This is a genomic window from Atopobiaceae bacterium (genome assembly GCA_022483015.1).
Taxonomy (GTDB): domain Bacteria; phylum Actinomycetota; class Coriobacteriia; order Coriobacteriales; family Atopobiaceae; genus JALCUE01.
Map to the genome: position 1 here is coordinate 1,370,822 of JAKVOB010000001.1, position 19,871 is coordinate 1,390,692.

The 19,871-nt window shown below is 63.7% G+C and carries 18 protein-coding genes, 3 tRNA genes, 1 pseudogene and 1 riboswitch; of the genes and pseudogenes, 17 read left to right on the forward strand and 5 right to left on the reverse strand.

Features of this window, described 5'->3' with window-relative positions; genetic code table 11:
- Positions 1–76 precede the first annotated feature (76 nt).
- The 8 genes and pseudogenes from LKE50_05805 (at position 77) to LKE50_05840 (ending at position 8,845) form a co-directional block, all read left to right on the forward strand.
- Complete coding sequence (locus tag LKE50_05805) at positions 77–1,495, forward strand: phospholipid carrier-dependent glycosyltransferase (GenBank protein MCH3968122.1); 1,419 nt, start codon at positions 77–79, stop codon at positions 1,493–1,495.
- 70 nt (positions 1,496–1,565) lie between these two features.
- Positions 1,566–3,164, forward strand: a complete 1,599-nt coding sequence (locus LKE50_05810; GenBank protein ID MCH3968123.1) for an NAD(P)/FAD-dependent oxidoreductase — start codon at positions 1,566–1,568, stop codon at positions 3,162–3,164.
- A 27-nt stretch (positions 3,165–3,191) separates the two neighbouring features.
- Complete coding sequence (locus tag LKE50_05815; protein MCH3968124.1) at positions 3,192–4,403, forward strand: glycoside hydrolase family 3 protein; 1,212 nt, start codon at positions 3,192–3,194, stop codon at positions 4,401–4,403.
- Positions 4,404–4,448: 45 nt separating this feature from the next.
- Positions 4,449–4,560: riboswitch (TPP riboswitch) on the forward strand.
- Positions 4,561–4,620: 60 nt separating this feature from the next.
- Positions 4,621–4,953 carry a thiamine-binding protein gene (locus LKE50_05820; protein MCH3968125.1) on the forward strand — a complete coding sequence of 111 codons (333 nt, stop codon included), beginning with the start codon at positions 4,621–4,623 and terminating at the stop codon, positions 4,951–4,953.
- A gap of 5 nt (positions 4,954–4,958) precedes the next feature.
- Positions 4,959–5,753 carry an ABC transporter permease gene (locus LKE50_05825; GenBank protein MCH3968126.1) on the forward strand — a complete coding sequence of 265 codons (795 nt, stop codon included), beginning with the start codon at positions 4,959–4,961 and terminating at the stop codon, positions 5,751–5,753.
- Entirely contained in the window at positions 5,750–6,799 is a 1,050-nt protein-coding gene (locus tag LKE50_05830; protein MCH3968127.1) for an ABC transporter substrate-binding protein, read from the forward strand. The genes LKE50_05825 and LKE50_05830 overlap by 4 nt, the downstream gene beginning before the upstream one ends.
- A gap of 216 nt (positions 6,800–7,015) precedes the next feature.
- Positions 7,016–7,600: pseudogene (locus LKE50_05835) on the forward strand (ATP-binding cassette domain-containing protein).
- A 162-nt stretch (positions 7,601–7,762) separates the two neighbouring features.
- Entirely contained in the window at positions 7,763–8,845 is a 1,083-nt protein-coding gene (locus LKE50_05840) for a hypothetical protein (GenBank protein MCH3968128.1), read from the forward strand.
- 325 nt (positions 8,846–9,170) lie between these two features.
- On the opposite strand, the gene LKE50_05845 is transcribed toward LKE50_05840, so the two are convergent.
- The 3 genes from LKE50_05845 to LKE50_05855 all read right to left on the reverse strand — a co-directional run bounded on the left by LKE50_05845 (position 9,171) and on the right by LKE50_05855 (position 10,210).
- Positions 9,171–9,246 (reverse strand) — tRNA-Lys (locus LKE50_05845).
- Positions 9,247–9,259: 13 nt separating this feature from the next.
- Positions 9,260–9,335, reverse strand: a tRNA-His gene (locus tag LKE50_05850).
- A 155-nt stretch (positions 9,336–9,490) separates the two neighbouring features.
- Positions 9,491–10,210 carry a GntR family transcriptional regulator gene (locus LKE50_05855; protein MCH3968129.1) on the reverse strand — a complete coding sequence of 240 codons (720 nt, stop codon included), beginning with the start codon at positions 10,208–10,210 and terminating at the stop codon, positions 9,491–9,493.
- A 217-nt stretch (positions 10,211–10,427) separates the two neighbouring features.
- Between LKE50_05855 and LKE50_05860 the strand changes: the two genes are divergently transcribed.
- The 4 genes from LKE50_05860 to LKE50_05875 all read left to right on the forward strand — a co-directional run bounded on the left by LKE50_05860 (position 10,428) and on the right by LKE50_05875 (position 14,112).
- Positions 10,428–11,843: a glycoside hydrolase family 1 protein gene (locus LKE50_05860; protein ID MCH3968130.1), complete on the forward strand. Its 1,416-nt coding sequence runs from the start codon at positions 10,428–10,430 to the stop codon at positions 11,841–11,843.
- A gap of 1 nt (position 11,844) precedes the next feature.
- Positions 11,845–13,305, forward strand: coding sequence for a PTS transporter subunit EIIC (locus LKE50_05865; protein MCH3968131.1), 1,461 nt, complete (start codon positions 11,845–11,847; stop codon positions 13,303–13,305).
- 154 nt (positions 13,306–13,459) lie between these two features.
- Positions 13,460–13,771, forward strand: a complete 312-nt coding sequence (locus LKE50_05870) for a PTS sugar transporter subunit IIB (GenBank protein ID MCH3968132.1) — start codon at positions 13,460–13,462, stop codon at positions 13,769–13,771.
- Between the two features lie 2 nt (positions 13,772–13,773).
- Positions 13,774–14,112: a PTS lactose/cellobiose transporter subunit IIA gene (locus LKE50_05875; protein MCH3968133.1), complete on the forward strand. Its 339-nt coding sequence runs from the start codon at positions 13,774–13,776 to the stop codon at positions 14,110–14,112.
- An 87-nt stretch (positions 14,113–14,199) separates the two neighbouring features.
- Here the strand turns inward: LKE50_05875 and LKE50_05880 are convergent, their stop codons facing one another.
- On the reverse strand, positions 14,200–14,922 hold the full coding sequence (locus LKE50_05880; GenBank protein MCH3968134.1) for a GntR family transcriptional regulator: 723 nt from the start codon (positions 14,920–14,922) through the stop codon (positions 14,200–14,202).
- Between the two features lie 167 nt (positions 14,923–15,089).
- Between LKE50_05880 and LKE50_05885 the strand changes: the two genes are divergently transcribed.
- Positions 15,090–15,166 (forward strand) — tRNA-Arg (locus tag LKE50_05885).
- Positions 15,167–15,265: 99 nt separating this feature from the next.
- Here LKE50_05885 and LKE50_05890 read toward each other — a convergent pair.
- A complete protein-coding gene (locus LKE50_05890; GenBank protein MCH3968135.1) occupies positions 15,266–15,757 on the reverse strand; it encodes a DUF188 domain-containing protein in 492 nt (163 codons plus the stop codon).
- A gap of 181 nt (positions 15,758–15,938) precedes the next feature.
- Between LKE50_05890 and LKE50_05895 the strand changes: the two genes are divergently transcribed.
- The 4 genes from LKE50_05895 to ptsP all read left to right on the forward strand — a co-directional run bounded on the left by LKE50_05895 (position 15,939) and on the right by ptsP (position 19,832).
- Positions 15,939–16,394, forward strand: coding sequence for a PTS sugar transporter subunit IIA (locus tag LKE50_05895; protein MCH3968136.1), 456 nt, complete (start codon positions 15,939–15,941; stop codon positions 16,392–16,394).
- A 147-nt stretch (positions 16,395–16,541) separates the two neighbouring features.
- Positions 16,542–17,543, forward strand: a complete 1,002-nt coding sequence (gene pfkB / locus LKE50_05900) for a 1-phosphofructokinase (protein MCH3968137.1) — start codon at positions 16,542–16,544, stop codon at positions 17,541–17,543.
- A gap of 180 nt (positions 17,544–17,723) precedes the next feature.
- Positions 17,724–17,987 (forward strand): HPr family phosphocarrier protein, encoded by a 264-nt coding sequence (locus tag LKE50_05905; protein MCH3968138.1) that lies wholly within the window; start codon positions 17,724–17,726, stop codon positions 17,985–17,987.
- A 141-nt stretch (positions 17,988–18,128) separates the two neighbouring features.
- Complete coding sequence (gene ptsP, locus LKE50_05910; GenBank protein MCH3968139.1) at positions 18,129–19,832, forward strand: phosphoenolpyruvate--protein phosphotransferase; 1,704 nt, start codon at positions 18,129–18,131, stop codon at positions 19,830–19,832.
- Positions 19,833–19,871: the final 39 nt, after the last annotated feature.

Genomic DNA, 19,871 nt, shown 5'->3' on the forward strand with positions numbered 1-19,871 from the left:
CAGCGAGCGTCATTCGAGGTGCGTGACAGGTTCGGCCGCGGCATCGACCGGACCGATCCGGTCCTGGCGATGCTGGATGTCCAGGCACCTCGATGCCCTCATCATCATCTCCGCCGTGGTCCTGCGGATATGTCTCACGGCCAGGATGGGCGTGGGCTGCTCGCTGCATGACACCGGCTCCTATGACGGGCTGGGCACCGCCGGCTTCGGCGCGGGACACCTTGGCTACGTCGAGTACCTCTTCGAGTACCATGCGCTGCCTGACTTCGACCCCACCACGGTCATGAGCTTCTACAACCCGCCGTTCTACTACATCGTCTCGGCCCTGGTGATGGGGCTGCTCTGGTCCTGCGGCCTTCCGGCAAACATCGTGGGGAAGGCACCCACGATCGTGACGTGCGTCGCCATGTGCGCTTGCGTGGTGGTCTTCTGGAAGCTCCTCCGGGAGCTCGAGGTCTCGGACCGCGTGCGTCACGTCCTCCTCGCGCTCGCGGCCTTCTATCCGGCGGGCATCTGGCTCTCGTTCACGGCGACCAACGACGCGCTCTGCATCCTGCTCTGCCTGCTGGCCGTGCTCCTCGTCGTGATGTGGCGCAGGCGTGCCGATGACGAGGGGGCCGATGGGCAGCCCCGCCTGTGGCGACGCTCCTCATGGCTCGTCGTGGGCGCAGGCCTCTCGTTCGGTCTGGCGTGTGCCACCAAGCTCTCGGCGGCGATGCTGGCGCCCGCCATCGCCGTGGTCTTCCTCCTGCGCATATGGGAGCTGCGAGCTGGTGGCCGTTGGAAGGCACTCGTCGCTCCCTATGCCTGCTTCCTGCTCGTGGCGGTGCCTCTGGCACTGGCGTTCCCCCTCTACAACCTCAAGACGTATGACATCCCCATCTCGTACGTCCAGGACTATGCGGACGACCCCGTGTTCGGCGACGAGGTGACCCTGGCCGACCGCATCGGGCTGCCGAGCGTCTCGCAGCTCTCGTCGTCACACTTCGATTCCAAGGACATCTCTGCCGAGCAGAACATCTGGGCCCAGACCCTCAAGAGCTCCCTGTTCGACGAGTACTACGTCACTGGCCAAGGGCTCTCTGGCCCGCTCATGCAGGTGCTCACCTGGGTGTCGGTCGCCTTGGGCATCGTGCTTGCCGTGCTCGCCTGCGTCGGTCTCTTCGCACGGCATGTGATGCCGCCTTGGCAACGTCTCCTCATCGGTCTGGGCGCTGCGTTCGTCTTCGTCTCGTACCTGAGGTTCTGCTTCCTCTTCCCGCATGCCTACACCCAGAGCTTCCGTTATATCGTGGTGGCATGGCTGCTGATGCTTGCTGCGGCCGCGAAGGGGCTCGACCATGTCATGTCCCCGGCGACTTCCGCGTCCGCGGGACACCTTTCGGCATCCGTCACCTCCCGAAAGGTCGCTAGGCCGTTGATGGCCGTGCTCACCTGTCTTGTCGTAGTCACGGTGATTCTGTCGGCTGCCCTCTACGTGTTCTGGGTGGTATAGAATCGGTTCCGTTGTGTTTCGCATGTGTTGCAATCAATCGGGTTTCCAGGTCTCTCGAAGGGCTCCTCTCATGTCAAAGCAGAAGGTTGTCATCATCGGTGGTGGCCCCGCCGGGCTCACCGCGGCTCGCGAGCTGCTCCGTGACGGAGGCGAGGAGACCTATGACGTCACGCTCCTCGAGGAGACCGAGGTATTCGGTGGCATCTCCCGCACGGTGAATGCCAACGGCAACCGCATGGACATCGGGGGGCACCGGTTCTTCTCGAAGGATGACGGCATCATGGACTGGTGGAGGCAGATCCTGCCGCTGCAGGGCGTCGCCTCGTACGATGACAAGAAGCTCGGACGCGAGCACGAGCTCGAGCCCGGCGGCCCTGACCCCGCCACCACGGACGAGGTCATGCTCAAGCGTCACCGCATCTCGCGCATCTACTGGAACCACCACTTCTTCGACTACCCGGTGAGCTTCAAGCCTGCCACGTTCAAGAACATGGGCCTTTCGCAGACCATGAAGGTCGGTACCTCCTACCTGGGTGCCTGTGCCCACAAGCTTCCCGAGGACAACCTCGAGAACTTCTACATCAACCGCTTCGGCCGCACCCTCTACTCCATGTTCTTCGAGGGCTACACCGAGAAGCTCTGGGGCCGTCACCCGAGTGAGATCTCCGCCGACTGGGGCGCCCAGCGTGTCAAGGGCGTCTCGATCATGGCCCTCGTCAAGAACGCCTTCAGCAAGCTCGTCCCCAAGAAGGACGACGGCGAGGTCGAGACGAGCCTCATCGAGGAGTTCTGGTATCCCAAGTACGGCCCCGGCCAGCTCTGGGAGACGGTCGAGAAGATCGACGAGGACGAGGGCTGCACGGTCATCCGCGACGCGAAGGTGACCAAGGTCGAGACCGCCGACGGCAAGGTCTCCTCGGTCGTCTATGTGGACCAGGCCGGTACCGAGCATGAGCTCGCGGCGGACACGTTCATCTCGTCCATGCCCCTGAAGGACCTTGTCGTCGCCTTTGATGATGGTGCCAAGGCGCAGGGCGCCGAGCCGGTCCCCACCGACATCCGCGCCATCTCCGATGGCCTGCCGTATCGCGACTTCGTGACGGTCGGGCTCCTGGTCGACCACCTCAAGCTCAAGAACGAGACCGACATCCCCACGTTGGGCAACCCCCCGATCGTGCCCGACTGCTGGATCTACGTGCAGGACTCCTCGGTCAAGGTCGGTCGTCTCCAGATCTTCAACAACTGGTCGCCGTACCTCGTGGCTGACCCTGACAACACCGTGTGGATGGGCCTCGAGTACTTCTGCGACGAGGGCGACGACTTCTGGTGCATGTCCGAGGAGGACACCGTGGCGCAGGCCATCTCCGAGCTCACCGAGATGGGCATCATCAACGGGCCGGAGGATGTGCACGCCTCGCACCGCGAGCGCGTCAAGAAGGCCTATCCTGCCTACTTCGACACCTACTTCCAGATCGACAAGCTCATCAACTGGCTCGACGACAAGGGCAACCTCTTCTGCGTCGGTCGCAACGGCCAGCATCGCTACAACAACATGGACCACTCCATGGCCACTGCCATGGAGGCCGTCGACGACATCAAGGCCGGCAAGACCGACAAGGCCAACGTGTGGTCGGTCAACACCGAGGAGTCCTACCACGAGGCCAAGTAGCCTCTGGTGGTGTGGTGAGGGGGTCCTATGAGACTCTTCTCCAGGAGGGAGGCCTTGGCCCTTGTCGGGACCGGGGCCTCTGCCGTCCTTGTCGGCTGCGCCTCCGACGCATCGGCACCGTCTGGTGCCGATGACGTGACGTACGCCGCCACGACGTCCGCCTCTGTGCCGCAACCTACCCCTGCTGAGGCCCTGCTCGCTCGTATGACGCTCGAGCAGAAGGTGGCCCAGCTCTTCCTCGTCACGCCCGAGCAACTCACCGGGGTCGAGACGGCCACGGTCTGTGGGGACCTCACCCGCTCGGCCCTGGCGGCCACGCCTGTGGGCGGCCTCTGCTACTTCGGACAGAACATCACCGGTGACCAACAGCTCCGCGACATGCTCTCGGACACCTTGGCGGCCTCGAAGGCCTCGGGGGCAGGTGTGCCGGCGTTCCTCACGGTGGACGAGGAAGGTGGGCCGCTCGTGGCGCGCGTGGCCAAGTCCGGCTGCTTCGATGTCGCGACCTTCCCGAGCATGGCCCGGATCGGGGCCACGGGCGACACCTCGAAGGCCGCCGAGGTGGGCACGACCATCGGCGGCTACCTCCATGACATCGGCTTCAACGTCGACTTCGCGCCTGATGCCGACGTGCTCACCAACCCTGACAACAAGGTCATCGGGTCGCGCTCGTTCGGGAGCGACCCTGACCTCGTCGCCTCGATGGTCTCGGCTGAGGTCACAGCCTTCCTGCCCACCCAGGTACTGCCCTGCGTCAAGCATTTCCCGGGTCATGGCAACACGGCGGGCGACTCCCATACGGGTGCCGTCACCACCGACCGCACCATGGCCGACCTTGAGTCGTGCGAGCTGAGGCCCTTCTCGGCGGCCGTGGCAGCAGGTTGTCCCCTTGTCATGGTGGGGCATATCTCGACACCCAACGCGACCTCGGACGGGCTCCCTGCATCGCTCTCGCATGAGATGGTCTCGGGCGTCCTCCGCGGCACGCTCGGCTTCACGGGTGTGGTCGTGTCAGATTCGTTCTCGATGGGTGCCATCACCAAGACCTACGATGCCGCGACGGCGGCCGTCGACTTTCTCTCCGCAGGAGGGGACATGGTCCTCATGCCCGAGGACCTCTCGAGCGCCTACCAAGGGGTCCTCTCGGCCGTGAGCGCGGGCACCCTCGACGAGGACCGTATCGACGAGTCGGTGGGCAGGATCCTGGCTGCCAAGGAGTCGGTCGGGCTTCTGGTCTAGGCCGGAAGCCTCCTCATGGGGGAGCGCCGGCAGTGCTACACTCAGCCTCGCACGAAGGGGAGCTGGCGCACGCCGGCTGAGAGAGGTCCCAAGGCGGGCCTGACCCTCATACCTGATCTGGGTAATGCCAGCGAAGGGACTCACTCGTACGTGCATCGAGGGTCCCACGTAGGCGCGGGGCCCTCTGTCTTTGGCCCTGCGCGGGAAGCGAGGGTTCATGGAGTGTTCCGTTGCGATTCAGGTGCTGCCGATGGACGCGGCATCGGACGACGAGGTCTGCCGGGTGGTGGATGCCGTCATCGCCTACATCAAGACGGCTGACGTCAGCCTCTTCGTAGGCCCGTTCGAGAGCGCCATCGAGGGCGACTACGACACCTGCATGGAGGTGCTCAAGAACTGCCAGCTCGTGGCTGCCAAGGCCGGCTGCGGATCCATGATGTGCTATGCCAAGATCGACTACCGTCCCAACGGCACGGTCATGACGACCGAGCACAAGGTGGGCAAGTATCACGAGGGCGAGGAGCTCTTCTCGTCCGAGGATGCGGCGTAGGCCCCGTGTCCCACGCACACGATAGCAACGTACCTGCCTCGCGCGCGGCCCGATGGCTCCCACCCACCCTCACGGTGGTGGGTGTCATCCTCGTGTGGCAGCTGGTCTGCTCTGTGGGCCTCGTGCCCTCCTACCTGCTGCCGAGCCCCGTCGAGGTCGTCGAGGCGCTCGTGGGCGATGCCCCGTTGCTCGCATACCATGCCACCTCCACCATCACCGAGGCCCTTCTCGGACTGGTGCTGGGCGTGGCCGTGGGGTTTGCCGTGGCCGTGATCATGGACCGCTTCGAGGGGGTCTACCGGGCTCTGAGCCCGCTCGTGACCATCTCGCAGACGGTCCCCACCGTGGCCATCGCGCCCCTGCTGGTGCTGTGGTTCGGCTACGGGATCCTGCCGAAGGTGCTTCTCGTCGTGCTCACCACGTTCTTTCCCATCACGGTGGCGCTCACGGGGGGCTTCCGCTCCGTCGACCCGGACGCCATCGACCTCATGCGCACCATGGGGGCGAGCCGCTGGCAGGTCTTCTGGTACGCCAAGCTGCCGGCGAGCGCGGAGCAGTTCTTCAGTGGCCTGCGCATCAGCGCGACCTATGCCATCGTGGGCGCGGTCATCGCCGAGTGGCTCGGTGGCTTCAACGGCCTCGGCGTCTACATGACGCGCGTGCGCAAGTCCTACTCATACGACAAGATGTTCGCCGTGATCATCTTGATCTCGGCGCTTTCGCTTGCGCTCATGGGCCTCGTCGGCCTGCTCGAGCGCGTGCTTATGCCCTGGAAGAGGGCAGAGAGGAAATCACAATGAGCGTTTCTCACATGGACATGAGCCGTCGGCAGTTCCTCCGCACGGCAGGGCTCGGAGCCGTGGCCCTGGCAGGCCTCGGCATCTCCGGCTGCAGCACCTCCGCCTCGGCCTCGAGTGCCACGACCGCTGCCACGACCGGCGAGCTCACGCAGCTCTCGTTCGTGCTCGACTACACCCCCAACACCAACCACACCGGCATCTACGTGGCACAGTCCAAGGGCTACTTCGCTGACGAGGGCCTCTCGGTCGAGGTCGTGCAGCCCCCCGAGGACGGCGCCGACGCCATCGTGGGCACGGGCCAGGCCCAGGTCGGCATGAGTTATCAGGACACCATGGCCAACTACCTCGGCTCGTCCGACCCACTGCCGGTCACGGCCGTTGCCGCCGTCATCCAGCACAACACCAGCGGCATCATGAGCCGTGCCGGTGAGGGCATCACGCATCCGGCGGGCATGATGGACAAGCGCTATGCCACGTGGGACCAGGACGTCGAGAAGGCCATCATCAAGAGCGTGGTCACGACCGACGGCGGGGATTTCTCGCGCGTGAGTCTCGTCCCCTGCAACTCCACCGACGAGGTCAGCGGCCTCAAGGCCGACGAGTTCGACGACATCTGGGTCTACGAGGCCTGGGCCGTCCAGAACGCCAAGGTGCAGGGCTTCGACTACGACTACTTCGCCTTCAAGGACATCGACGCCCGCTTCGACTATTACACGCCCGTGGTCATCGCCAACGACGACTTCCTCAAGGACAGCCCCGACACCGCGAAGGCGTTCCTGCGCGCTGTCAGGAAGGGCTACGAGTACGCCGAGGAGAACCCCGACGACGCCGCCCAGATCCTGTGTGCCGCGGCGCCCGAGGTGGATGCCGACCTCGCCAAGGCGAGCCAGGAGTACCTGGCCGACAAGTACACGGCCGAGGCAAGCAGCTGGGGTGTCATCGACCCGGACCGCTGGAACTCCTTCTACCAGTGGCTCGGCCAGGAGAGCCTCACCGAGGTCGCCATCCCGGACGGGACGGGCTTCTCGATGGACTACCTGGCATAGGGGAGGTCACGATGGGGGAGCGGCAGACTGTGACTGCGGGTGCGCAGACGCCCGTGCTCGACGTGGAGAAGGTCACGCTCTCCTGGGAGGGCTCGCCGGTGGTCGAGGACGTCTCCTTGACGGTGGCCGCCGGCGAGCTCGTGTGCCTGGTAGGGTCGTTCGGGCTGCGGCAAGACCACGCTCTTCCACGGGGTTGCCGGCCTCACCGAGCCCGATGCCGGTCGTGTCCTCCTCCATGGCGAGGATGTCACGGGGCACCCCGGGCACATCAGCTACATGTTGCAGAAGGACCTGCTCCTGCCTCAGCGCACGATCCTCGACAACGCCTGCCTGCCGTTGCTCGTCTCTGGCATGGCGAAGGCCGAGGCACGGTCGCGGGCCGCCGACCTGTTCGTCCGGTTCGGCCTCGAGGGCTGCGAGCGCCAGTACCCCTGCCAGCTCTCGGGTGGGATGCGGCAACGTGCGGCCCTCCTGCGCACCTATCTCATGGATGACGAGATGGTCCTTCTCGACGAGCCCTTCAGCGCCCTTGACGCCATCACCCGCGTCGACCTCCGTGGCTGGTTCCTGCACATGATGGGCGAGCTCGGGCTTTCCGTCCTGCTCGTGACGCACGACGTCGACGAGGCCGTCTCGATGGCCGACCGCATCATCGTGATGAGGGGCCGGCCGTCGGCGGGGGAGCCGAGCCGCCTGGTTGGGGAGGTACGCGTGCCCTGCGCTCGCGACGAGCGCGAGGGCTTCGAGCTCACGGACGGGTTCCTCTCGACCAAGCGAGAGGTGCTCGCGCTGCTGGGGTAGGCTGCGTGACGCCGTCCTCGCCTCTTCCAAGGCGGTTCTTCCCATGGATTCGTTTCAGCGAGCGGTGTCGGGCCGTGCTCATGCCATATGGTGAGAGAGCAGCTTGTCTGGGGTACGGAGCCGGCAGGTCTGCAGCATCTGTCGGCCGACCAAGGAGTGCCCGTGTCTCTGCCCTCTCACCAGGTTCGTCCGTTGTCAGTCATGGCCGTGGCCATGATGGTGTCAGTGACCCTGCTCTGCCTCCCGTCGGGTGCCCGTGCCGACGAAGCCTCGGACCTTTCGGCCCAGGAGAGCAGCAACTCGTCCCAGATTGCCGAGCAGCAGGCCAAGGCCACGCAGCTCGCTGACGAGTCCGACCAGCTCTCCGCCCAGATGCAAGACCTCGAGGCGAAGGCGACCGATACGGCAAACAAGCTCCAGGAGGCCCAGCAGCACGTCTCTGACCTCGTGAGCTACCAGTACAAGACCTCCAACGACGCCGACCTCCTCTCCATCCTGACGAGCAGCAGCACCTTCGACGAGCTCATCAGCCGGGTCACCTACTACTCGAAGGTCACCGACTCCCTCACGGATGCCGTCGACGAGGTCAAGGCCGAGCAGGCGGACCTCGACTCCCAGAAGCAGCAGCTGACCGACCTCTATACGCAGAACCAGCAGAACCAGGACGAGGCGACGCAGCTCGTCTCGCAGCTCACCTCCGAGAACGCCCAGATCGACTCGCGCCTCTCGGACATCGCCGCCCAGCAGGTGGCACAGCAGACGGCTGAGGAGCAGGCCCAGCAGGCTGCGGCCCAGGTGCAGAGTGACTCCTCGGCAGACGCTGCGGAACCTGCCGGTGACTCCGGTTCCACCTCGGCCGGCTCTACCGACGAGGGCGGGTCGTCCTCGGGCGGAACGAGCGACGGGGGAGGCTCCTCATCGGGCGGTCAGACCGACTCCTCGTGGAGCACGGGTCTCGCCAGCGGGTACGACCCTGACGAGGCAGGGACCTCCACTGCGACGGGCATCCCGTTCGACTGGACCACGCGTACCGTGGCCATTCCCATGCGCTGGAGTAACTTCTCGAGCTACTTCTATCGCTACGTCGAGATCAGCTACGGCGGTACCACCATCACGGCGCAGGTCACCGACTGCGGTGGCCTTCCTGGCCGTGCCCTCGACCTGTCGCCTGCCTGCCAGCGTGCCTTCGGTGCGAGCTCCTCCGATGACTGGGGCGTCCGCACGGTCTCCTATCGCTTCCTGTAGGCTCCATCACAGCCTCTGCCTCATGACGAGGGCCCTGCGGGGCCCTCGTGTCATATGTGGGTCACTTCGGGCAGGCAACCTGGTTGGGACACAGCGTTGCCTGGCCCTGGTGACCCGCGAGACGCCATCAGCAGGGCCTCGGTGTCACTCTGGGCAGGCAACGTCGGGCCGACACGGGGTTGCCTGCCCAGAGTGACACACCTTCGAGAGGAACCTGTCGGCGTCTGGGGACAGCTTCCTCGAGGGGTTCGCATCTGCATGGCATGGGCGTCATCCGCGAAGAAAAAAGGACGCCGTGCATATGCACAGCGTCCTGTCTAATACATGGTGGACCGTCAGGGATTCGAACCCTGGACCTTGGGATTAAGAGTCCCCTGCTCTACCAGCTGAGCTAACGATCCGTATTCGACTGTATGGGGTGGGTGAAGGGTCTCGAACCCTCGACCTACGGAGCCACGGTCCGTCGCTCTACCAACTGAGCTACACCCACCGTTTCGCCACCCCTTGAAGCAGCTTGTCTATAGTAGCAAATGAGTCGCCTGATGCAAGGGACAATCTCAAATCGTTGGGTACTTCTTGGATACGAATCGACATCATCGCTGGTAGACAGTGTCATGACGCAAATGGTGCTCTGCGGGCGTGCGCCTACTTGGTCGAGATGCTCCTGAACTCGTAGGCATGGCTGTGCTTGGAGATCGACCACTCGAAGGGCACGCCGTCGTCGAGGAACCCCACCTGCTCGACCTCGAGCAGGGGTTCTATGGGTCCCACCTCGAGACGCTCCTGCTCCTGCGGTGTGGGGAGTGATGCCCTGACGATGCGGTGGGCGCTCGAGATCTTGAGGCCGAGGTCCTTCTCGATGTACGTATAGATGGATGTCTCGACGTTCTTGCGCCGGAGGTCCGGTATCACGTCGATGGGCATATAGGTGTACTCGATGCAGTGGATGACGCCCTCGGCCGCTCGTGTGCGGCAGACGTGGTAGGCGAACGTGTCCTCGTCCATCCCGAGGGCTCGTGCGACGTCCTCAGGCGGACAGACCACCGAGAAGTCATACACCTTCGTCTCGACGGTCTCGCCGAGAGAACCGTGCTCTCCGGTGAATCCCTGCATCTGGCTCGACATCTCCCAGCGGGCGGCCTCGGCGGTGCCATGGGTCACGTTCTTGACGAACGAGCCCGAACCACGCCTGCGCGAGATGAGCCCCGCCTGCTCGAGCTCGTCCATGGCCTTCTTGATGGTGATCTTGCTCACGTCATAGCGCTCGCAGAGCTGGGTGACGGTCGGGAGCTGCGAGTTTGCCGCAAAGGTGCCGTCCTCGATCTTGAGCTTCAGGTCGTTGACGACGGACTCGTACTTGAGCATCTGAGACCTCTTTGCCTCGGTAGGGTATTTGCTGTTGTTTCTGTTCCCAATATACCGTTCATTCTATCGCTCCGACCGTTCGCGGAAATCGGGCCTATGTGGGAACGAAAACGCGATAGATTACCAACTGAACATGTACGGGAAAGAAATTAGACATATCCAATAGCCGATGAGCTTCGTTCTGGCACGTCGGCCCGAGCAAGGAAAGAGAGGGACCATGGCACAGATCAAGCTTCCAGACGACTTCTTCTTCGGGGCCGCGATGTCCGGACCTCAGACGGAGGGCGCCTGGCAGGCCGACGGCCGTGTCGAGAGCCTCTGGGACACCTGGTCGAACGAGCGCATCGAGGACTTCCACAACCGCGTGGGCTCCTATGCCGGGAATGACTTCACCCGTCGCTATGCGGAGGACTTCAAGCTCCTGGCCTCCATGGGCCTCTCGTCGGTGCGTACGTCCATCCAGTGGAGCCGCCTGCTCGATGCCGACGGCAACGTGAACCCCGCCGGCGAGGAGTACTACCACAAGGTGTTCGCCGCTGCCAAGGACGCAGGCATCGAGCTCTTCGTGAACCTGTACCACTTCGACATGCCCACGTACCTCTTCCGCCGCGGCGGGTGGGAGTCGAGGCAGGTCGTCGAGGCCTACGCGGACTACGCGGCCAAGGCGTTCGCTGCCTTCGGCAAGGAGATCCGCTGCTGGTTCACGTTCAACGAGCCAATCGTCGAGCCGGACATGCGTTACACCATGGGCGAGTGGTACCCGTTCATCAAGAACTACACGCGCGCCCGCAGCGTCCAGTACAACATCAGCGTCGCCCACTCCTTGGGCGTCCGTGCCTTCCGTGCGGCCAAGGCCGCCGGCCAGATGCTCCCCGACGCTCGCATCGGCCTCATCAACTGCTTCACGCCGCCCTATACCAAGGAGAACCCCTCCAAGGGTGACCTCGAGGCGGTACGCATGACCGACGGTGTCAACAACCGCTGGTGGCTCGACCTCGTCACCGAGGGCAAGCTTCCCGCTGACGTGCTCGAGACGCTCTCGTCGCGTGGCATCGAGCTTCCGATCCGTCCCGAGGACGAGCGCATCCTCGCTGACGGCAAGGTCGACTGGCTCGGCTGCAACTACTATCATCCCGAGCGCGTCCAGGCTCCTGCGCACGACACCGACCCCGAGTCCGGCTGCCCCTGCTTCGCCGACCCTTACGAGTGGCCCGAGGCCAAGATGAACAAGAGCCGTGGCTGGGAGATCTACCCCCAGGGCATCTACGACTTCGGCATGATGGTCAAGCGCGACTATCCCGACCTCGAGTGGTTCGTGTCCGAGAATGGCATGGGCGTCGAGCGCGAGGACCTCAAGAAGGACGCCTCCGGGCAGATCCAGGACGACTACCGCATCGACTTCGTCCAGCAGCATCTCTACTGGATCGCAAAGGCAGTCCAGGACGGTGCCAAGTGCCGTGGGTACCACTACTGGGCCGTCATCGACAACTGGTCTTGGGCGCACGCGTTCAAGAACCGCTACGGGTTTATCGAGGTGGACCTCGAGGACGATTACAACCGTCGTCCGAAGAAGTCAGCCTCGTGGCTGAGGCACGTCATTGCAACGCACGTCATCGAAGGAGAGGAGAACTAGCATGGCTGATCAGGACACAGCCCCTGCCGAGGAGAAGGAATCGTTCCTCGACAAGTTCGCTGAGGTTTCTGCCAAGGTAGGAAATGAGGTGCACCTGCGGTCACTCCGCGACGCATTCGCCACCGTCATGCCGATCTACATTCTCGCGGGCATCGCGGTCCTCATCAACAACGTCGTCTTCCCGCTCTTCTGGGCATCTGACAGCGCCGAGCTCGCGACTGCGCAGTACTGGGGAAGTGCCGTCACGCAGGGCACCCTCAACGTGGCTGCCATCATCCTCACGGGCCTCATCGGCTACTGCTTCGCCAAGAACAAGCGCTTCGCGAACCCGATCTCCTGCGTCGTCATCTGCATCGCCTCGATGGTGATCATGTTCCCGCACACCATCACCGCGACGCTGGGGTCGACGCTCGTCGCCACCAACGCCAGCGACTCCACCGCCGCATCGATCAGCGTCGCGCTCTCTGACATCACGGCATCCCTGCCTGATGGCTACGCGTTCACGAGCGCCCAGGTCTCCGGTGCCTTCTCGACCACCAACACCGGTGCCAACGGCCTGTTCGGCGCCATCATCATCGGCCTGCTCGCGACCTCGCTCTTCGTGAAGCTCTCGGGCATCGAGAAGCTCAAGGTCAACCTCGGCGAGGGCGTGCCTCCCGCGGTCGCCGACTCGTTCAACGTCATGTTCCCTATGCTGCTCACGCTCTCGATCTTCGCCTTCGTTGCCGCACTTCTCAACGGCTTCTTCGCGACCGACCTCATGACGCTCATCTCCACGGGTATCTCGAACCCGCTGAAGGGCCTCATGAACGCTGGCCCCTGGGCAGTCGTCGTCATCTACACCCTCGCAAACCTGCTCTTCTGCCTGGGCATCCACCAGTCCACGATCTCGGGCGTGCTTGCTGAGCCCATCCTCACCATCCTCATCGTCGACAACATGGCCACCTATGCGGCTGGCGGAACCATTCCCGTCGACCACTACATGAACATGCAGATCGTGAACACCTTCGCCCTCATCGGCGGTTCGGGCTGCACGTTGATGCTGCTGGCTGACACGTTCATCTTCTCCAAGAACAAGGCTTCCAAGAACATCGCCAAGCTGGCAGTGCTCCCCGGTATCTTCAACATCAACGAGCCTGTCATCTACGGTTACCCCATCGTGTACAACCTGCCCCTCATGATCCCGTTCGTGCTCGTGCCTGATATCTTCATCGCCGCCACCTATGGCCTCACCTGCGCCGGCCTCATCGCCCCCTGCGTGGTCATGGTCCCCTGGACGACCCCGGTCTTCGTCTCTGGTTTCCTTGCCACCGCGGGCGACGTCCGTGCCGTCATCTGGCAGGTCGTGGAGTTCGCGCTCGGCATGGTCATCTACTTCCCGTTCATGAAGGTCAGCGAGAGGGTCCAGGCCAAGGAGGCCGAGAAGGACCTCGCCGAGGAGAGCACTCCTGCGGCTGCCTAGTACCATCCCTTACCTCCTAGCTGGCGTCCTTCACGGACCGTTGTACGTCAGCTGAGTTTCTCCCGAGGGTCCGGGGCTCGTCTGATGCGAGTCCCGGACCCGATGCGGAATGGGTAAGATGAGCTTGAACCGTGACTCCCATCCAGAAAGGAACGTGGCCGCTACGAAGAAGATCCTACTTGCGTGCAACGCTGGTATGTCCACCAGCCTCCTGGTTCAGAAGATGCAGGCGGAGGCCAAGGCCGAGGGCCTCGACTACGAGATCGCCGCCTATCCGTTGGCGCAGGCGCTTGACCATGTGTCCGAGGCCAACGTCCTCATGCTCGGGCCCCAGATCAAGTACGCGCTCGACGAGGCCAAGGAGGCCGCAGGCGACGTGCCCGTGACCGTCATCGCCATGGCTGACTACGGTCGTATGAACGCGAAGAAGGTCCTGGCTGACGCCACGGCCATCATGGGGGAGTAGACATGGCGACTGAGGAAGAGCTCAACGACCAGACCATGACCTGCTTCCAGATCGTGGCCTTTGTGGGAGACGCCAAGTCGAGCTACATCGAGGCCATCAACAAGGCCCACGATGGCGATTTCGAGGAGGCCGCCAAGCTCGTCGAGAAGGGCAACGCGAGCTACCTCGAGGGCCATAATGCCCATACCTCGATGATTCAGAAGGACGCGTCCGGCGAGAAGCCCGCGCAGTTCCAGCTCATCCTCCTCCATGCCGAGGACCAGATGATGTCTGCGGAGACCTTCAAGGTCATCGCGGAGGACCTCATCGAGGTCTACAAGAAGATGGAGGAGAAGGCCTAGGCCTTCGTCCCTATGGACGTACACAGACCCGCCTGCCCATTTGGGCGGGCGGGTCTGTCCTTTGGCGTCCGATCGGTCGTGCGGGGTCTAGTCGTTGTTGATGTCGTAGTAGGTGTACCGGCTTCCCACATGCCGGCAGATCGACCATTCGAGCAGTTGCCCGTTCTCGAGGTAGACGGTCTGGTTCACCTCGAGCAGCGGCTCGTCCTTGTCAATCTGGAGGTGCTCGGTCTCCTTTGGGGTCGGCATGACCGCTCGGATCGAGCGGTGGGCGCTGTAGGGCCTCGAACCGAGCGCCTGCCTCACATAGGAGTAGATCGAACCACGCGCGTCACGGATGGTGAGGCCGGGGAGGGTGGCGATGGGAATCCTCACGTATTGGATCTCCTGCGGGACGCCATCGGCGAGCCTCGTCCTCACGATGTGGTAGACGAAGCTGTGCGGGTCGATGCGGAGGTGCTCGGCCGCCTCGTCGCCGGCCTCGACGACCTCGAACTCCTGGACGAGGGTGGTCACCTCGATGCCCGTGTCCTCGTAACCTCCCGTGAACCCAGCCAGCGTGCGGGACATGTCCTGGAGCGGCTGCACGTCCTGTTCGAACTCGATGTTCTTGACGAAGGTCCCCGACCCGCGCCGCTTCACGACGAGGCCGCGGGTGACGAGGATGTCCATCGCACGCTTGATGGTGATCTTGCTGACCCCATACTCCTCGCAGAGGTCCGGGATGATGGGCAGCCTCTCGTTGGGGTGATACTCGCCGCTCGCGATCTTGTCCTGCAGGTCGCGGGCGACCCGCTCGTATTTGACCACATGTCCTCCTCAGGTGAGGTGAAGCCATTCGACGTGCGTCCATGGCGTGCCCATTGCATGTGGGTACCAGTATCATCCATGGGGCGGCTTCGTACTGGTTCTTTTCCGAGAACGGCAGCGCCGGGCGGCGTGTGCGATAGAATGTGCTCGTGACTCAGGGTCATGCCGCGCCCATAGCTCAGTTGGATAGAGCAGTGGACTTCTAATCCGAAGGTCGTAGGTTCGAATCCTACTGGGCGCACCAGGTAATTGCGAGGTCGGTCGCTTGCGGCCGGCCTCTGTTCTTCTCGCTCTGGGTCGGGGCAGGACACTCGTGCCGGGGGAGGGCCTTCGTCGTCCCCGCTCACTCGGTGCGGTCGAGAAGGGCCTCGAGCTCCTCACGGAAGTGACGGCGGTCGCGGTCGGTGAAGGGTGCCGGCCCCTTGGTGCGGCCGCCCTGCCGTCGGACCTTCTTCTCCTCGTGGCGGATCTCGAGGTCGAAGTCGATGGTGACGGGGTCATAGACGCGGCCTCGCACCCCTATGGCCGAGGCGTTCCTCCCCAGTACCATGCCAGCGAGACCGATGTCCTGCGTCACGACCACGTCGTGAGGGGAGAGACGCTCCACGATGGCGAAGTCGGCCGAGTCGGCGCCCACGCTCACGTCGAGGGTGTCCGCCCAGAAGCCGTGCCGCGCATGGGCCTCGTCACGCGGGTCGTCGGTACGGATGTGAGCCGCCAGGTTCTGCGTGGTGTTGCCGGCTATCACGACGGGTATGCCGCGCTTGCGTGCGATGGCCATGACCTCGCCGGTGACGGGGCAGGCGTCGGCGTCTATGAAGATGGTCCGTGACATCATGTCCCCCTGGTCCTCCGGTCATGCCCTACGGGATGGTTCCTCCCGAGTGTAGCGTGACTCGTGTGTTTCGCCTCCCTTTCGATACGGCCACGTTTCAGTAAGATGGCCCCTCCACGTCATCCGGCACGCTCGTTGCGGTAGAATCTCAACGTAAGCACAGTCATGAGAAGGGGATTCAATGAGTGACTTCGTAAGCGCGTCGAACGTGTTCCTAGACAATCCTGCGACCACGTCCGACGAGGCCCTTGCGTTCCTGTCCGATGAGGCAGTGAAGCTTGGCGCGGGCAGCGATTCCGCCGCCATCCTGAAGGCCTTCAAGGCTCGCGAGCAAGAGGGTTCCACGGGCATGATGGGTGGCTTCGCCATCCCGCATGCCAAGTCTGCCGCCATCACCGACGCGGCCGTCGAGGTCGTCAAGTTCTCCGGTGACGTCGCCTGGAAGACCATGGACGACAAGCCCGTCCGCGTGGCCATCGCCCTGCTCATCCCCGACAACGAGGCCGGGACCACGCATCTCAAGCTCCTCTCCAAGGTCGCGGTCATGCTCATGCACGAGGACTTCTGCAAGTCCGTGCTCTCGAGCACGGACCCCGCCCAGATTGCCCAGATCATCAACGACGGGCTTGACAAGTAGCACTCCCGCCCAGGCGGCCTTCGGGCCGTCGGTCGGCCAGATGGGCCATCGCCCGGGCGCCCACCAGCGACGCTCGGGCTTTTCATGGCATCAGAACGCACATGCGTCATACTGAACACAAACGGCAATCCATGAAGGGAGACCACGTTGATCTACACCGTTACCTTCAACCCTGCCATCGACTATGTCATGCACCCACTCACGCTTGACATGGGCTTCACCAACAGGTCCTCGTCCGAGGAGCTCTACTGCGGTGGCAACGGCATCAACATCGCCTACATCCTGAACGAGCTCGACGTCGACAACGTCGCCCTGGGCTTCATCGGCGGCTTCACCGGCGACTACATGCTCAAGACCCTCCAGCAGCAGGGCATCACCACGAGCTTCATCACCTTGGACGAGGGCTTCACGCGCATCAACGTCAAGATGAACGGCGTCGTGATGACCATGTGCAACGGCATGGGTCCCAAGATCCCGATCGAGAAGGTCAACGAGCTGTTCCATCGCCTCGACCGCATCGACAAGGGCGACGTGCTCGTGCTCACGGGCTCCATCCCCAGCTGCCTGCCCGATGACATGTATGACATCATCATGACGCGTCTCGCGGGCCGTGGCATCAAGTTCGTGGTCGACGCCGCCGGTGACCTGCTCCTCCAGTCGCTCGCCGCCAAGCCGTTCCTCATCAAGCCCAACAACCATGAGCTCGGCCGCATCTTCGACGTGCATCCCGAGACTCCCGAGGACTGCCTGCCCTATGCCCGCAAGCTCCATGACCAAGGTGCCCAGAACGTCATCGTGTCCTGTGGCAAGTGGGGCAGCGCCCTCATCGACGAGGATGGCAAGGAGCATATCGTCCCCGTTCCCAAGTGCCGGCTCGTCAACGCGACGGGTGCCGGTGACTCCATGGTCGGCGGCTTCCTCGCGAAGGCGACCCAGGGTGCCGACTACGAGACGGCCCTGAGGTTCGCGAGCGCCTGCGGCAGCGCCACGGCCGCGTCCAGCGGCATCGCCAAGCGCTCCACGATCGACAAGTTCTCCGTGTCGCTCAACAAGCGCATGAAGGAGGAGGCCGCGGCGAAGGCGGCAGATCAAAAGGCCCCCGCGAAGAAGCCGGCAGCCAAGACGAAGGCCGAAGACGCGGCAGACTAGGCGGATTCGGCTGTTCGTCTGTAACTTGGCGTTCAGATGCCGAGAAGTCGCTGGTTTCCCCTCGCACTATTGCTACACTACGCGTTGAGTAAAAAGGGTAAAACCTAGACGCTCGGATAGCACGTCGTCCCATTCGCAGGCAAGGCCTCGAGGCCTGCCACAAAGAACCAGGAGCATGCAATGGTTTCCAAGACTGTCACCCTCACCAACCCCCAGGGCCTTCACATGCGTCCGGCCGGAACGTTCGCCTCGGCCATGGGCAAGTTCGCCAGCAACGTCACCATCGTCACCGGTGGCAAGGACGTCAACGGGAAGAGCCCCATGGCCCTCATGGCTGCGGGCATCGGCTGCGGCACCGAGATCGAGATCAAGTGCGATGGTGCTGACGAGCAGGAGGCCCTCGACTCCGCCGTCCAGCTCGTCGAGAGCGGCATCGGCGAGTGACATTGCTCTAAGCTCGCCCCGAGCAGTCGTGTCTCGGTTGCTGAGTCCGTGCATAGACGAGCGCTTGGGGGCACATCGCATCAGATGCGTGTGCCCCCTCTGCGTGGGCGCCCCAGGCGCCATCCCGAATGGAGGAGCTTCATGTACGAAGGCGTAAACGCATCAGACGGCATCGGCATCGGCATCGCATCCGTCGCAGTCGAGCCGGACCTGTCCTACACCCCGCATGCCCCGGAGGACGCCGAGCAGGAGAAGGCCCGCTACCAGGCCGCCCTCGACGCCTTCTGCGAGAAGACCAAGACTCAGGCCGAGCGTATGAAGGTCACGGTCGGCGAGAAGGAATCCGAGATCATGAGCGGTCACATCACGATGGCGACCGACCCGTTCATGGTCTCCGAGATCAACGACCGCATCGAGAAGCACGAGTGTTCCGAGCAGGCGCTGGACGAGGTCTGCGACATGTTCTACTCGATGTTCGATGCCTCCGACGAGATCATCATCCGCGAGCGCTGCGCCGACGTCCAGGACCTCCGCAGCGGGATCAAGGCGAAGCTCCTCGGCAAGGAGGTCATCGACCTCTCCACGCTGCCCGTGAACACGATTGTCGTGGTCTCGGACCTCACACCGTCCATGACGGCCACGATCGACAAGGAGAACGTCGCCGGCATCGTCACCGAGACGGGCGGGCGCACGTCGCACTCCGCCATCATCGCGCGTGCCCTCGAGATCCCCGCGGTCCTCTCGGTCCCCGACGCCTGCAAGGTCATCAACAACGGCGACACCGTCGTGGTGAACGGCACCAAGGGCACTGTGCACACCAACCCCTCCAAGGCCGAGCTCTCCGCCTACCAGGCCGCCGCTGAGGCCGCGGCCGAGGCCAAGGCCGCGCTCGAGGCCTATCGTGGCAAGCCCACCTGCACCGCCGACGGCATCGACAAGCTGCTCGTCGCCAACATCGGCAACCCTGACGACGCCACCGGCGCCGCCGAGCACGATGCCGAGGGCGTCGGCCTGTTCCGCTCCGAGTTCCTCTTCATGGACGCCAAGGAGCTCCCGAGTGAGGACGACCAGTTCGCCGCCTACCAGAAGGTCGCCCTTCGCATGAAGGACAAGCCGGTCATCATCCGCACGCTCGACGTGGGTGGCGACAAGGAGATCCCGTACCTCAACCTCCAGAAGGAGGACAACCCCTTCATGGGGTTCCGTGCCGTCCGCTACTGCCTTAACAACCCTGAGCAGTACAAGGTCCAGCTCCGTGCCCTCCTGCGCGCCAGCGCCTTCGGTGACGTCAAGATCATGCTGCCGCTCGTCACCTGCCTTGACGAGGTTCGCGAGGCCAAGGCGCTCGTCGAGGAGTGCAAGGGCGAGCTCCGTCGCGAGGGAGTCCAGTTCAACGAGGACATCGAGGTGGGCACCATGATCGAGACGCCTGCCGCCTCCCTCATCGCCGATGACCTCGCCAAGGAGTGCTCGTTCTTCTCGATCGGCACCAACGACCTCATCGGGTACACCATGTGCGCCGACCGTGGCAACGACCGCGTCCGCTACCTCTATAGCGTCTACAACCCCGCGGTCCTGCGCTCCATCCAGCGCATCGTCACCTGTGGCAACGATGCGGGCATCATGGTGGGCATGTGCGGCGAGGCTGCGGCAGACCCGCTGCTCATCCCCATGCTCATCAGCTTCGGCCTGGGTGAGTTCTCGGTCTCGGCACCCTCGATCCTGCGCACGCGCAAGATCATCTCGCAGTGGACCAAGGATGAGGCCGACCAGCTGGCGTGGGACGTCATGCAGCTCAAGACCGCCGAGGAGGTCCAGGAGGCCCTGACCAAGGCCGCCAAGTAGACCCTCGTAGCATCTCGGGTCAGGTCATAGGCCGCCGTG